The sequence below is a fragment of the Bradyrhizobium frederickii genome (genome assembly GCF_004570865.1).
Taxonomy (GTDB): Bacteria; Pseudomonadota; Alphaproteobacteria; order Rhizobiales; family Xanthobacteraceae; genus Bradyrhizobium; species Bradyrhizobium frederickii.
Window position 1 is genome coordinate 318,967 of sequence record NZ_SPQS01000004.1, and the last position, 13,446, is coordinate 332,412.

At 59.4% G+C, this 13,446-nt stretch carries 14 protein-coding genes and 2 tRNA genes; 8 read left to right on the forward strand and 8 right to left on the reverse strand.

The genetic code is table 11. The features are described from left to right. The first annotated feature begins 87 nt into the window (after positions 1–87). Complete coding sequence (locus E4K64_RS09355; protein WP_135163238.1) at positions 88–501, forward strand: GFA family protein; 414 nt, start codon at positions 88–90, stop codon at positions 499–501. A 13-nt stretch (positions 502–514) separates the two neighbouring features. Here the strand turns inward: E4K64_RS09355 and E4K64_RS09360 are convergent. Both E4K64_RS09360 and E4K64_RS09365 read right to left on the reverse strand, forming a co-directional pair. Next, positions 515–589, reverse strand: a tRNA-Thr gene (locus E4K64_RS09360). 162 nt (positions 590–751) lie between these two features. Then, on the reverse strand, positions 752–1,210 hold the full coding sequence (locus E4K64_RS09365; protein WP_135163239.1) for a hypothetical protein: 459 nt from the start codon (positions 1,208–1,210) through the stop codon (positions 752–754). 284 nt (positions 1,211–1,494) lie between these two features. Between E4K64_RS09365 and E4K64_RS09370 the strand changes: the two genes are divergently transcribed. Together E4K64_RS09370 and E4K64_RS09375 are read left to right on the forward strand one after the other, a co-directional pair. After that, the gene (locus tag E4K64_RS09370) at positions 1,495–1,977 is read left to right on the forward strand and encodes a hypothetical protein (protein ID WP_126257985.1); all 483 of its coding nucleotides are present in this window, start codon (positions 1,495–1,497) and stop codon (positions 1,975–1,977) included. A 44-nt stretch (positions 1,978–2,021) separates the two neighbouring features. Continuing rightward, on the forward strand, positions 2,022–2,495 hold the full coding sequence (locus E4K64_RS09375; protein WP_135163240.1) for a hypothetical protein: 474 nt from the start codon (positions 2,022–2,024) through the stop codon (positions 2,493–2,495). Between the two features lie 206 nt (positions 2,496–2,701). Here the strand turns inward: E4K64_RS09375 and rlmB are convergent, their stop codons facing one another. Next, complete coding sequence (gene rlmB / locus E4K64_RS09380; protein WP_167771906.1) at positions 2,702–3,532, reverse strand: 23S rRNA (guanosine(2251)-2'-O)-methyltransferase RlmB; 831 nt, start codon at positions 3,530–3,532, stop codon at positions 2,702–2,704. A 207-nt stretch (positions 3,533–3,739) separates the two neighbouring features. Here rlmB and E4K64_RS09385 point away from each other — a divergent pair. Beyond that, positions 3,740–3,825, forward strand: a tRNA-Tyr gene (locus tag E4K64_RS09385). Positions 3,826–4,929: 1,104 nt separating this feature from the next. Here the strand turns inward: E4K64_RS09385 and E4K64_RS40240 are convergent. The 3 genes from E4K64_RS40240 to E4K64_RS09400 all read right to left on the reverse strand — a co-directional run bounded on the left by E4K64_RS40240 (position 4,930) and on the right by E4K64_RS09400 (position 6,939). Beyond that, positions 4,930–5,472 carry a hypothetical protein gene (locus E4K64_RS40240; RefSeq protein ID WP_167771907.1) on the reverse strand — a complete coding sequence of 181 codons (543 nt, stop codon included), beginning with the start codon at positions 5,470–5,472 and terminating at the stop codon, positions 4,930–4,932. Between the two features lie 330 nt (positions 5,473–5,802). Then, a complete protein-coding gene (locus tag E4K64_RS09395) occupies positions 5,803–6,105 on the reverse strand; it encodes a hypothetical protein (RefSeq protein ID WP_135163242.1) in 303 nt (100 codons plus the stop codon). 618 nt (positions 6,106–6,723) lie between these two features. Next, entirely contained in the window at positions 6,724–6,939 is a 216-nt protein-coding gene (locus E4K64_RS09400; protein WP_135163243.1) for a hypothetical protein, read from the reverse strand. Positions 6,940–7,657: 718 nt separating this feature from the next. On the opposite strand from E4K64_RS09400, the gene E4K64_RS09405 reads away from it, so the two are divergent. The 3 genes from E4K64_RS09405 to E4K64_RS09415 all read left to right on the forward strand — a co-directional run bounded on the left by E4K64_RS09405 (position 7,658) and on the right by E4K64_RS09415 (position 10,266). Beyond that, positions 7,658–7,900, forward strand: a complete 243-nt coding sequence (locus E4K64_RS09405) for a hypothetical protein (protein ID WP_235884623.1) — start codon at positions 7,658–7,660, stop codon at positions 7,898–7,900. A gap of 187 nt (positions 7,901–8,087) precedes the next feature. Next, a complete protein-coding gene (locus E4K64_RS09410; protein WP_135163244.1) occupies positions 8,088–9,206 on the forward strand; it encodes a PqqD family peptide modification chaperone in 1,119 nt (372 codons plus the stop codon). Continuing rightward, positions 9,193–10,266, forward strand: a complete 1,074-nt coding sequence (locus E4K64_RS09415) for a nucleotidyltransferase family protein (protein ID WP_135163245.1) — start codon at positions 9,193–9,195, stop codon at positions 10,264–10,266. The genes E4K64_RS09410 and E4K64_RS09415 overlap by 14 nt, the downstream gene beginning before the upstream one ends. A 126-nt stretch (positions 10,267–10,392) precedes the next feature. On the opposite strand, the gene E4K64_RS09420 is transcribed toward E4K64_RS09415, so the two are convergent. Continuing rightward, positions 10,393–10,776: an H-NS histone family protein gene (locus E4K64_RS09420; protein ID WP_135163246.1), complete on the reverse strand. Its 384-nt coding sequence runs from the start codon at positions 10,774–10,776 to the stop codon at positions 10,393–10,395. 720 nt (positions 10,777–11,496) lie between these two features. Between E4K64_RS09420 and E4K64_RS09425 the strand changes: the two genes are divergently transcribed. After that, complete coding sequence (locus tag E4K64_RS09425; protein ID WP_126257996.1) at positions 11,497–11,865, forward strand: H-NS histone family protein; 369 nt, start codon at positions 11,497–11,499, stop codon at positions 11,863–11,865. A gap of 51 nt (positions 11,866–11,916) precedes the next feature. Here the strand turns inward: E4K64_RS09425 and E4K64_RS09430 are convergent, their stop codons facing one another. Next, positions 11,917–13,383, reverse strand: coding sequence for an exopolysaccharide biosynthesis polyprenyl glycosylphosphotransferase (locus E4K64_RS09430; RefSeq protein ID WP_135163247.1), 1,467 nt, complete (start codon positions 13,381–13,383; stop codon positions 11,917–11,919). Between the last annotated feature and the right edge of the window lie 63 nt (positions 13,384–13,446).

Here is a 13,446-nt window from a genome sequence, read left to right on the forward strand (position 1 = left end):
AGCGCATCGCCGAAGCGGCGCTGCACTGCGTCCGGGACACGCGTCGCCTTTCCAACTCGCATTCGAAAAACATGGAGAGCAAATTCGATGATCGATGCCAGATGCAGCTGCGGTGCTCTCGCGTTGTCGCTCCCGGGACCACCGCAGCTCGTCGTCGCCTGTCATTGCCTCGACTGCCAGCGACGGACCGGCGCGCCGTTCGGTGTCGGTGCCTTCTATCCGGCTGAGACCGTCACGATCTCAGGAACGCCGAAGGAATACGTTCGGACAGCCGCAAGCGGCGGCAAGGTGCGCAGCTATTTTTGCCCCGACTGCGGCTCGACGGTCTATTGGCAAGCCGACAATCTGCCGGCGATGATCGGCGTTGCCGTCGGCGCGATCGCGGATCCGGATTTCCAGGCGCCGATCAGATCGGTGTTCGAGCAGTCGAAACATGGCTGGGTGGAGATGTCAGGTGCCGAGCACTTCCAGCAAGGCAGCGTGGCGACGCGCTCGGCTTGAGGATGTCAGAAGATGGTGCCGGCTGAGGGGATTGAACCCCCGACCTTCGGTTTACAAAACCGCTGCTCTACCGCTGAGCTAAGCCGGCGACGCCTGAAAGACGCGGGCAGGGCCGGCAGGTGCCGGGGCTGTCCGTGCGCGTCGCAATACCAGACTTGATTGGAAAGTGCCAGAACCCGAAAGGTCGTCGCACCAGCATGAATCAGGCGGCCCTCGGGGCCGCCTGATCTCTCGCATCGATTTGGATCGTCTACTGGCAGATGTGCCGACGGCCGTCTTGTCCCTTGAACCAGGTGCCGGGCGTGCAGACGAAGCCGTTGCGCTGGGCGTAGGTGCGGTTGTCCCAGGAGTTATTCCAGCGATTGTCGTAGGCGTAAGAATTGTCCCAGGCGCGGAACGGCGCGGTCGCGATGGCGCCGGCGGTGCCGATCGCGGCGCCGGCTACGCCGGCCGCGACGTCGGTCGGCCAGAAGCCGGTGCGGCTCCTGTTCCAGTCGTTATTCCAATCGCCATTGGTCTGGCGGTAGGCCACGCGGCGATGGCGATAGCCGCGATCAGTGTGGGGGTTTCCGGGGCCGAGATTCTGGCAGTTGGCGTTGGAAAATTGCGCCGAGCAGCGGCCGGGTTCATTGACGACGGTCTGCGCCATGGCAGAGCCCACCAGCATGGTCGCCGCAATCGCCGTCGCTCCAAGAAGTTTGATCGTCATGGTTGTTGGCTCCCATTTTGTTGACGAGAGCTAAACGCTCACGGCGCCGGACGTTCCGGTGAAACCGGTGAATTTTCGAACGCCAAACGCTCAAACCGAGGTGAGCGCGCGGCGCGGTTCCGTGCGGCCGCGCCCTGCGCCGTTAACGCTTCGCTAGCCCGCTTTGCAGCATTTGAGCGGCGCGCAATCCCTACACGTTAGGCTTACCAGAAGTTGGCGAGCGGGCCTTAACCCTCTCTGCGTCGTGATCGGCTAGGTTGCAGCCGCATAACCGGGGTCTCCTCATGCGCGCTGTAGCGCTCGCCGCCTTTCTGATCGGACTGCCTGCGACGGCGTTTGCCGGCGGCTTCGACGTCGTCATTCCCGGCCGTCCCGGCGTGCCGATCATCATCAACAACATCGACGCGTCCTATGCGGTGGTCGAGGGTGTCTGGGGCCTGGGCAAGAACCAGCAGGTGCAGCCCACGATCTATGGCGGACGCTATATCGCCGAGCGGCAGCCCGACAATGTCGGCCACTATTATCCGACGCTGGGCCTGCGGCCCGGCTACGGCCGGCTCGAGGTCGAGCCCCCCGCAAACCGCAAATTGCCGAAGCCGGCCGAGAGCTATCACCAGAGCTGGGGCGCGCAATCGGCGCCGCTGCCGCCGCAGATGGACGTGCCCGTCGATCCGCCGCCGGTGATCCTCGCGCCCGAGATCAACAATCGTCCGCGGCCACCGCGACCGCGGCCGCATGTCGAAGTCCCCGGCAAGCCGCCGGGTTAAGAAACGTCGAAATCCTACAAAACGAAAATCAACAGGAGAGAGTAATGCGTCAGATGATTTCGGGATTGGTCGCGGCGGCTGCCGTGATGTTCGCCGCCACCGCGCCGGCCGCGGCCTGCGGCTTCAATCCGTGCCAGCCGGTCGCGCCGGTCTATTCCGGCTGCAACACCGGCTGCGGCGGCTATGGGTACGGCTATGGCGCCTATGAGCGTCTCGCCGAGCCGACCACGCAATATTACTACGTCAACCAGGGCCCGACCTACACCGGCCCGGGCGCCTTCGCGCCGTATCCGACCTACCGCGAAGACGCGGTCGTCGCGCCCGCCAATTACGGTTATGGCTATCGCGCCGCCGTGGCTCCCTATCACCGCCCTCACTACCGTCCGTACCGTTACGGCTACGGCCCGCGCTATGGCTATCTGCCGCGCGTGCACTACGGCCACGCTCCGCGCTACGGCTACGCCCACCGCCACGCGCCGTACTACGGCGGCCACCGTGTGCTGCGCCGCTATTACTGATCTCTGATCGGTTCAGTTATGAAACGCCCGTCCGCGATGCGGACGGGCGTTTTGCTTTTCTTCACCTCGCCCCGCTTGCGGGGAGAGGTCGGATTGCATCGAAGATGCAATCCGGGTGACGGCCGTCCTTGTGGAGACTCCCCCTCACCCCAACCCTCTCCCCGCAAGCGGGGCGAGGGAGCGCAGTTGCGTCCGTGGCTCGCGGCCTACCGCTTCATCAGCCCCAGCCGGCTTGCCCCGACATAGAGCGCGAGCACGGCGGCATTCGACACGTTGAGGCTCTTGATCTCGCCGGGCATGTCGAGCCGCGCCACCACGCTGCAGGTCTCGCGGGTCAATTGCCGCAGACCTTTTCCTTCGGCCCCTAGCACCAGCGCGAGCGGCTCGCGCAGCGCGACATCCGAGAGATCCTCGCTGCCTTCGCTGTCGAGCCCGACGGTCTGGAAGCCGCGTTCGTTCAGCTCGGTGAGCGCACGGGCGAGGTTTTGCACGGTGACCATTGGCACCAGTTCGAGCGCGCCTGAAGCGGCCTTCGCCAGCACGCCGGTCGCTTCCGGACTGTGGCGCGCGGTGGTGACGATCGCCTTGACCGCGAACGCTGCGGCCGAGCGCAGGATGGCGCCGACATTGTGGGGGTCGGTGATCTGGTCGAGCACCAGCACCATGCCCTCCTGCTTCAGGGTCTCGATATCGGGCGAGGGCAGGGGATCGGCTTCGGCGAGCAGGCCCTGGTGCACGGCGTCGGGCGAGAGCAGACGGTCGATCTCCTGAGGCCGAACGATCTCGGGCGTGACTGGGGTCGCGATGTTGTCGTCCGCGAGCCGCTTCGCCGCGTTCTCGGTCAGCGTCAGCTTGCGGATCCGCCGCTCCGGATTGGCCAGCGCCATGGTGACGGTGTGCCAGCCATAGAGGATGGCCGGCCCGTCGGGGTGCGAATCGCGGTCCCGCCAGGCTGGCCGGCCGGCCGATTTGCCTGGTCTCTTGAAGGGCTTAGCCCCGCCGCGGGGACCCTTTGGTGCGAATTTTCGATCCTTCATGGGCTCGCTTGTGTCACGGGTCCCGGAATATGGCAATTTGAGTGCCCGCGAGGGCGATTTTAGCTGTTCGCCTCGGTTGACTTTGCCCCACCGCATCGCCCATAAACGCGCCCGGTCGCACCCCCATCCGGGCTGTCGCGGCCTTCACGTTCCATGGCCGTCTTCGGTCCGCCGGCAAGGTCCGGCCCGATTGTGCTGCCGTCGAGCGGGGGAGTGTCCCGAGTGGCAAAGGGAGCTGACTGTAAATCAGCCGCCTCATGGCTTCGCAGGTTCGAGTCCTGCCTCCCCCACCATCTAACTATATGTGAATACGGATATATTTAGATTTTCGGATGTGGTGCTTGAGCGCGGAGCGGTTGACCCGACGACCTAGGTCAGCGCTGTCGCGCCTGGTGCCCTAGTGCTATCGAGCTCCGTGAAATGTAAGCAGGCAGACCGGCGGGCTGAATTTTTCGGATCAGCTCCTAGGATTTTGTATTCCGCACATGGGCTCTGCATTGTTCGATTGACGGCATTTGCGCTCCTCCACGTGGCCAGCCTCAGGAAACCGTTGGGAAGCTCAAAGTTCAATATTGCTCTAGGGCTGTGGTCTTGAAGCAAAGGCTGATATCCGCCCCCTTCAAGAGTCTAGATGCTTTCTCTGAATGACCTCCATTACGCGCTCTTTCAAATCATGGAGCTCCGTAGTCGACATCTGCTGTGCATCGAGGTGCCATAACCTGGCTTGCTCCTTTGGCTGAGCCCCCGATAGCGTTTTGATCTGAATCGACCGGGTCATGGGCGGAAAGAGGTGTTTTAAGGTGCAAACTAGCTTGGAATGAAGGCGCTTTTGCATGCGATCCCCGTTCCGCTGAACAAGCGGCAATCGGGAAAAGTTGGCATATGCCGTCTTTGCAGGATGGTCAATTTTGCTCACTTTCAACGGGCAGACCGGATTTCGCCGGCGCCTGCCGCTCCTGAAACTCCGTGGGTATTCCTCCGCAAATTTTTCAAAAGCGCTTCCTTTGAGCCCGGTCACCCGTGAGCGCCGCTTGCTGACGTGCCGCCGCTTCAAGCCGGCGGAGTTGTGCGGGGGGTAGTCTGCATGTCGCCTGCTTTCATCGCAGCGGCGGAATCTCGTTTCGATCGCGGTGGCGATCGGCATGTCAGTCTGGCGGGCGGCTGCGGCCAAGAACGTCGAGACCTATGGTTCGGCGCGCTCGCAATTGAGCAGTTGCCAGAGTTGTTGCGGCCTCAGCAGCGGCAGTGGCCCAGGACCGGTCACTAGCTGGGCTCGGGGCAACGGGGCCACTGCGCTTTCTTCAATAGCAGGCATTGCAACCCTCGCCCAGATTGAGGGCCATTGGCTGGCGTTAGAGTAGCGACGAGCCGTTAGGCCAACGGTCGTGCGAACTGTTTCAACCCGCACCACGAGGATTGACAACCGTATAGCCACGCAATGATCGTGGATGCATTCTCGTCGCGCGTCCGCCTGAGTTGGCGTCATACGCCATCCAAACATCGCCTTCGAGATGCTGTTCCAGAACGAAGACATGCCCGCGCCGCGCCGCGACCATTCCGGGCGCGGGCGAGGTGCGCGGGAAGCGTAGCCAATTGGCGGCGAGATTTAATTCAGGCACGACACGACCAAACACTCGCAGCGCTGCGCCACAACCGCAGAATGAAGACGGGCAGCCGGCCGGCCGACCGCCGACGATCCGGGTCTCAGCACGGGCATTCACCCCCGCTGCGCTGCTCGACGGGGTTAGTGCGAGTTGCTTTGAGCGATACGCCTGCAGTGAGTGGTGTAAAACTTGTTGGCGGCGCGCCTGCGTGGACGAGAAGTCACATGGCATGATGACATTGCACTCGGGCGCTTGGCTGATGCGGTAAGGTCTTGCTTCTGAACAGATCGTGCTGATGACAACGAAGAAACACGCAGGAAATACTTGTTTGAACATTGCAGGACTCCGAGCTGAGATCCTGCCCCGCCCCAAGCAACAACTAATTTTTGGGCTGAAAAGAGGCTAAAATGACAGCAATCCCGCTACGGGCTTGTCAATCCTCACGGCCAGACGGGAGAACTCGCTGAGGGAGTGCGCCTTGAATCCTTTGCACTGACCAAGCCTCCCGCGGGTCAAAGCGTTGATGCGCTCCAGGCCAGCCAACACCCGGTTTGCTCTCAATCGCGGACACTGAGAGCGCTCAGCTTTGCTATCGGCAGGCGGTCGACTGGAGTGGTTGGCGTGGAAAATTCGCGCGCCTGGCGACTATAGCGCGGCGAATTGCGATCACTGCATTTTTCGCCCGAGGTCTCTCAGCAGCGTGTGGAGAAAGTCGCTGGCATGGTCGTATTGAGCGTTGCCGTTCGTGATTTGACGAACGAGCGGATCCTTTAACCGACCGACGGCTTCGGAGCCGACCAGCTCAGTTCTGTCCGACCACTGCAGCAGTAAAGTATCGGGTACATCCTCTGCAGATCCGAACAGCCTTAAGCAATGTTCGCCCTGAGACTTATGATCGTGATGAGCCTTCGCCGCATAGAAAGCGAGCAGCCCACGGAAAGCATCACGGGAAACAGCAGGTCTTCCCATTTGAAGTACCCCCGGAAAAATAGATTCTCAGTAATAGATTCTCAGTAAAAGCAATCTGCAGCCTCAGCGCGGGAAAATCTAGCAAAAATTCAATTCGCCCAAGGCTCCATTAAAGTACTTCATGATCGCGATTAAACCGAACGGTCAGTGCTCATTACCTGTTTTATAAAAAGCCTCTCTCGAACACATCGGTGCTGGTTTTAATCCAGCCAGCATCTGGGAATCCCGCGCGCCCGATCCCTCGCTGCTCGGGACCCTCGCGCGCGCGGCGACGACGCTGACCGCCGTTCTTCCGAGCGCCGTGCTTCCGCCCTTCGGACTCTCTCGCGGAGTCGCTTCAATTGAGCCAGCAGGCCAACGAGTTCGGTCCTTGTGTCATTCAGAACAACCAGGCTGCACACCTTACCACTCACTAAAACACCCTCTGCCGAATTCCGTGACGGGAAGCTTGGCTGCGTGATGACGGCCAAGAACGTCTAAGCGATGGAGTCTCGAGCGTCCGTTCGCTCTACGACGATACCCCGAAATGTTTCCGATGTTCCGATGCGTTGCAACCGAAATGCCTGCACCGAGAACATGGGAATGAACGCACTCTCTCAAGCGGCTCCGGCATTTGCATCAGCACGAGGGAATAGCACCAAGCACATCCGACGTCCGAACGAATGGCTCGTCGACCCAGGCCTCGCGGGCGAACCAGTTGTGATTGGCCTCACAGATTGGACAACGAGTATTGCCGAAAAAGACGATGCTCCGAAGGAAAGTCTCGCGATCGGACTTGATGCCGGTAGGAATGGCGCGACCCGTTTGCGGACAGTTGACCATGATCATACCCATATGTGCCTCCCTCAAACATATTGCTGAACAAAAAGGGCCGGTCGGCTGGAGTGCGCTTTCGTCGGTGCGGGTGACTTGGGGGGCATCGCACCTGGGGTCGTTGTTCGAGCAATGGGCAGCTTGCTCGTGACGACGCTTCTCCAACCGACCGGATCTCCTGCTTGGCGAATTCCTGGGATACTGCCGACTTGGGGCTCGGCAAGCCTGAATGATGCTTCGACCTCAACCGAAAGCTTCTGGGAGGTCCCTCACAATTATCTTGTCCAAATCCTCGCGACTCGAGATCCCCGCGACTCGAGTCGAATATTCTGCTCGCAACGAAACCATTATCTTCTTGACGGAAAGATCAGCCCACCGGATCACTGGTCGCACTCCCCTCGCACGCGGTTCGTTAATATTTCTCTGTTTGCATTTAATGTGCAAATCAAATCTGCGCTGTCGGTCCGGTTTGCGACTCTCGGCCGATTTATTTTTTGCGGCGGCGCGGGAGCGATGTCATCGATCGAAAACGTCGGCCCATTCCAGCAAATTCGGTATCTCCGATTCTTGGCCATCGGTCCGGTGCGCGCCGATCGAGCCTTTTGGTAGCGGAGGGTCGGTGCGCGGTTCAAATATGAAATAAATTTTGATTATATGGTAAAGCGCGTAAATCTCGTTGTTAATGGCTGCCGTTCACGTAAGCTGAGCTCGTCCCAGGTTCGTTCGGCTGGAGGAGACAATGTGGAATTTAACTCTTGGCGAGTACGACCTCGCCCCTGATGCCCCGCAGTTGGCCCAGATGCGCGCGGAATTGGCAAGTATCGGCGAGAAGGAGCGCATTCTGCGAGAACGCGGTGCCGATCGTGAGGCCTATCGGTATCTCTTGGATGCTCATCGGTTGAGCGCGAGCGAGCTTTCGTTGAGAGCAGGTGTTGAACATTTCTCCGCGGGGAGGGACGAGGGCCGGTCAGCCGCGGCATGACTGACCGGAATTGTTATTTCGAAACGAGACCGATTGGGCGAGTTGTGCCCGGCAGACGGGAATTGCCGGGCCGCGACCGGTCAGATTGTACTTCGTTCGGTGCCGAGCGCCGCGACGACAGCGTCCCAGACGCTGGCGTCGCCGCATCGGTACTGGCGAGGCGGATTTCTTCACATTGGTTGGAGCCATGCTGAATAGATCGTCGGCAGAGCTGGTGTTGAGACCGGCTTCGGATGCAGTGTTCGCGCTGCTGAACGGTCGATCAACGCTCTTCAGCGAAGCAGGGCAGAAAATCTTTGAGCTGGACCGAGTAGGAGCATTCATCTGGTGTAAGCTGGCGCAAGGCGCCTCGTTGGAAGACGCCCATCAGGAGCTTAGGGCGCTAGGCATCGACGAGCACACGGCACGCCAGTTCACGCGACAGCTTGTAGATGTCTGGATCGATCGGGCGTTGCTCGAGGTCGACTGGCGAATGCCGGCCGATTTTGCCTTCTCAGCGGTTCTGGGCTCGCTCAGAATAGGAGTCCGGGCTGCAAATCGGGAGCTCTTAAGCCGGCTGTGTTCGCTGTTTTGTGTTTCCGACCAGAGCGCCCGCGGCGACGACGACATAGCCATCGAGGCGATGATGCTGGACGAGCAAGTGTTGTTGCGCGGAGAGAATTCCAGCATCTCCAGATGTGAAGTCGAAGCACTTGCACCCACGGTCAAAGCTCACATCACCGAGCGGCTTATTCGAAGCAATCGCTGGACCTTCTCTCTTCATGCCGCTTCTCTCGTGAAAGACGGTGTAGGCCTGTTGTTGTGCGGCCAGCCAGGAGCTGGAAAGTCCACCCTCACACTGCAGCTGGTGGACGCCGGACTTCGGTATGCCGGGGATGACGTTGCGCTGGTTGGAGCTGACGGAACGATCTGCGGCATTCCGTTTGCTCTCACCTTGAAGGAGGGGTCGTGGGACTTGCTCTCGCGACTACATGGTGACCGGTACGACACGACGCATTGCCGCGCGGACGGCATTTCGGTGCGCTACGTGCCGATTCCGGATGCGCACAACCAAAGCGTTTCCGCGAGTTGGCTCATCTTCTTGAACCGGGTCGAGAGCGGTCCGGCCGAATTGACCGCGATAGACCAGCTGGACTCGATGAGGCGGCTCATTGGGAACGCATTTGCCGCTGACGGAAGACTTTCGCAGGCCGGCTTCTTAGCTCTGAAGCGGATAGTCACGGGCGCGCGATCCCTTCAATTGACCTACTCCGAAGCCGTGGAGGCTCGGCGCGTGCTTATGGATCTATGCAATGGCAAGGCATAGCGCGGCGCTAACGACCCTCTGCAATTGCCTGCAAGGCCTGCCACCTGTCGATATCGAGTGGACTTCGGTCATAGGGCTTGCAAATCAGACTCTGACGACGCCGGCGCTCATCGATTTTGTCGATAAGTTTGCATCGATCCTTCCGGAGGACGTCAGCCAATACATTCGGCAGATCCACGGCCGAAACGTGCTGCGCAACAATCGGCTCCTCCTTCAACTCGAAGAAGCCGTCGTTGCGTTGAACGGCTACGGCATTACGCCAATCCTGCTCAAGGGGGCATCAACGCTGGCGACCGCGCACGAGGCGCGACGAGGCGTTCGATTGATGTCCGATCTGGATATCATGATCATGCCAGATGAGGCCAGGACGGCAGTCGCCGCTCTATGTGCAATTGGTTACGATATTCATGCCCAGGCCCCGCCCGAAAGCCAGCGGTGGCATGTCGATTTGAATCGCTCGCAGGATGTCGGGGCCATCGACCTGCAAACGGCAGCTCCAGGTCCCGCGTACCTCTATCAGAGCTTCGGGCAGGCGCTGGACCATTGCGTCCCTGCGCCGCTGGGGCAGGGACGCGTTTACATCCCCACGCCTATCTACGGCGCCCTCATGTTGATCATCCATGATCAGTTTCAAGACTATGGTTATTGGCTCGGCGATCTCGACCTGCGGCACCTTGTTGAATTGCGCGATCTAAACAATTCTGTCGGTGGGCTCGATTGGAGGGAGCTTGCCTCTCTTGTCCCGGGCGAATTGATGAAGAATGCGGTTGAAACCCAGCTGCTCGCTCTTGCCGAGTTGCTTGGCGTCGATCTTCCGCGAGAGTTGCGCTCTCGGCTGATTCCCCGTCTGCAGTTCGTGCGACAGTTGATGCAGGCGCGCTTTCCAGCCACTCGTGTGCCCTTCCTCGCGATGATGGTGCTGGATATTGGAAACTACCGAAAGGTGGCGAACGGCGCCATCCCACCCGCGCGCCGGCGCGGGTTGTGGTCCTTGCCGAGGATGGGAACCCTGCAGTTTCTGTTGGAGGCGGCCGTCGCGGTGCGCGCAGGGAAGGCCTAAACCACTTCGTCGTTTGCGGCAGATGCCCTCGGCGGGCGCTTCAATCACAGCGTTCGGAGCAGTTAGCGGGCTTCCAGATCCGTGGGCCGGATATCGCGCATGCCGGCATTTGCCGTGGCAGGGCTATCAATGCTCGTGACCACCAGCATCCCGGTGGGAGGCTTCGCTGTTCTCGTGAATCCTGAACTCGTCCAGCGTGTGCCCCGAGTGGAGCGCGGCGACCAGCCAGCGCGGCTGTTTACCACGCCCAGACCAAGTCTCTGTCGGTTTGAGGGGGTTGAAGTATTTCGGTACGACCTTTGGGTATTTGCGGCGAGGCGGCTGGCCCGAGCCCGTGGCTGTCGCCCCGCCCTCCGCCCCACCGAATTGATCCGGTTGATTGAGTTGCGCCAAGCGCTTCTCCAGCTCCCGCTTTTCGGCTGTGATCTTTTCAGCAAGAATCTTTGTTAGCTCCTCGTGGAGGAGCCATAGCTCTTCGAAATCCATGGCTTCGAGATCCTGCCTGCGCATAACATTCTCGGCACCGTTCGACCATCGCTCCCCTGCCTGTCGTCTCACGCCGAATATCGCTTTTCGAGTGGCGAACAACATTGGCAGGGCAAGGGTTGGTCTTTCAAATTGACGCGACAATAAATAAATAATATATTATTTAATATATATAGCGAGGATTATTTTTATCTGTTTATTTGATAGGTGAGGGAATCTTGCTGGAAGCTCCAAGAGAAACATTGGATATCATCGGCTGCCCGCTGGGGCGTATTCGAGCGGCGGTGAGTCGGTTTATCGCTCCCTCGGCTTCATCGAGCGACATCCGGGCTTTGAAGCTACAAATCCAGCTGCGAAGGCTTGCTCTGAGAGACATCGCAGTCATAAGCGCCCGGTTGCAGCGTGCCGATAGCCGGAGCTCAGGCGGATTGCCAGCAAAGGCCGGCCTGGCGCACCGGTCATATTCGCCGAGAGCGCGGCGTGGCAGATCGATCGCGCGCCCCGTTTAACAGCCAATTTCCGCTTGAGGTGAGGCGCCGGTGCACGTAAAGCGCGTGTTCTTAGTCTGGCTGTTATTAAATTGAGCGGATAATGCATTTTTTGGTCTTGATTGGAACCGGCGGCGCAGCTATGTGGAGGGCGAACTTTCTGCCGGTTCCACATATTTCTGCGTAGAACCCGACACTGGGGGCTTGATTATCGGGCAGGGGCGATATTAAATGGGCGCAACTACAGGATGCTAGCATGTCTACCAAGAAGCTCGAACTAGAAGCGATGTCCATCGACGATCTATGGTCGCTTCATGAGGAAATTAGCGGCATTTTGTCGGATCGGATAAAGGCGGAAAAGCAGGAGCTGGAGAAGCGTTTGGCGGTTCTCGGCGGCGGGATGGCTATGTTGGCCGAGGCAACCGGGCCGGGCGTCTCTCCGACCGGCAAGCAAAGGCGGAAATATCCACGCGTACTGCCGAAATATCGTAACCCGCAGACTTCCGAAACCTGGTCGGGACGAGGCAAGCGGCCGCGTTGGCTGGTCGCTGCCATGAAATCCGGCCGTCGGATCGAGGATTTCCGTATCGGGGAAGCGGCTCCGAAGCTTCGGCAGCGGGCGTGAGAACTTGTTGCGCCAGCAGGCTGGCGCAACTTGGTGTATGGCGATCGGGTCCTAGTAAGCATTGCGCCCCCGCAAAACTTCCAAAGGAGTTCGCAACAGGATTGCGAGATCCAGCCGAAGGCTCCAGTTGTCGATATACCAGAGATCGTATTCAACGCGTCTCTCTACCATGGTCGCTGTAGGCGTTGGTCCACGGCAGCCATGGATTTGAGCCCATCCTGTCAATCCCGGTCTCACTCGACGTCGGAAGGCGTACTTCCGGACGAGCTTGTCGAACTGTCCGTCGTGGGCCAAGGCGTGGGGACGCGGGCCCACCAGCGACATATTGCCCTCAAGAACATTTAGCAGCTGTGGCAGTTCGTCGAAACTCGTCCGACGCAACCATTTGCCCACCCGGGTGACGCGTTGGTCCAGTGGGGTGGCCTGAGCGATTACGCTGCCGTCCTCGAGCACATGCATGGTCCGAAATTTGCGGATTGAAAATATTCGGCCATTGAAGCCGCATCGTCGTTGCTTGAAGAGGATCGGGCCGGGAGAATCCAGTCGGATCGCGACGGCAGCTATCGCGAGAAACGGTGCAAGGACTGTCAAAGCAAGTCCCGCACCGATAATATCAATTGTTCGTTTGCTCGCGCGCTCGATTGCGGTGAGGGGGCCGGGCTGGATCTCTACGCAAGCGGCACTTCCCAAGCTCCTTGCCGGATGTCGAAGCAATTCCGATGCAGCGCCAACCGGGACGAACATGATGGGGAATGGCAGCACTCTCAGATCTGAGATAAAGGCACGAAGGTCGGCCCATCGTGCAGGATTGGCCTCCAGCACGATCTTATCGACTTCGGAGTTACGAATATGTTCGATCACGCGGGAGCTCAGCTGTTTTCTGGAACCGGGGTCTGAGCCCATCGCAGGCAAATCAAAGCGGCCTTTGACGCAATAGCCGAGAACCGCAAGAGTCTCCGACAGACCAGCATGACTCGACGGCGGCTGATCGGTGATGAGGACGAGACTCGTCCGCGCGAACCTCCTGCCACTGAAGCATTTTATCAGAAGTTTCCTGGCAACGCACCGTTGCACAATCAAAGATGCCAGGCCGAGTACCGCAAACAGGAGGCCGGCGCCTCGGAAGAAGCTCGGATTGTCATCGAGCATCTCCACAGTGGCGGCCAGGACATGCAACAAAATCCACGTGAGGCAAATGCCGCGAACCTGGCTTCGGAGTACCAGGAGTTCGGTTGGCCGATACAGTCCCCTGCCTTTCAGAATGTAGACCAAACACACTGCTGCTGCCGCCGCGTAGCCGAATGCTTGGATTAGACCGGCTTGTGCCGGGCCGCCGGGTGAAAGTAGCGCGGAAAGGAAACCGGCGAATAGAATGGTCACGATATCGGCGCAGATCACGACAAGCTCGACCGAGTCGTACCGGACGGGCCATTTTCCTTCATCAGCAATGGGCGATTGTGAGTTGACGAGAGTTAGAGCGCTCCCATCGTCTGCGATATGCCGGTTGATAAAATTCATGGCTAACCAACAAAAAACGCAAGGAAGATTTAATATACTATAATTTTAAATCTAATAGCAATT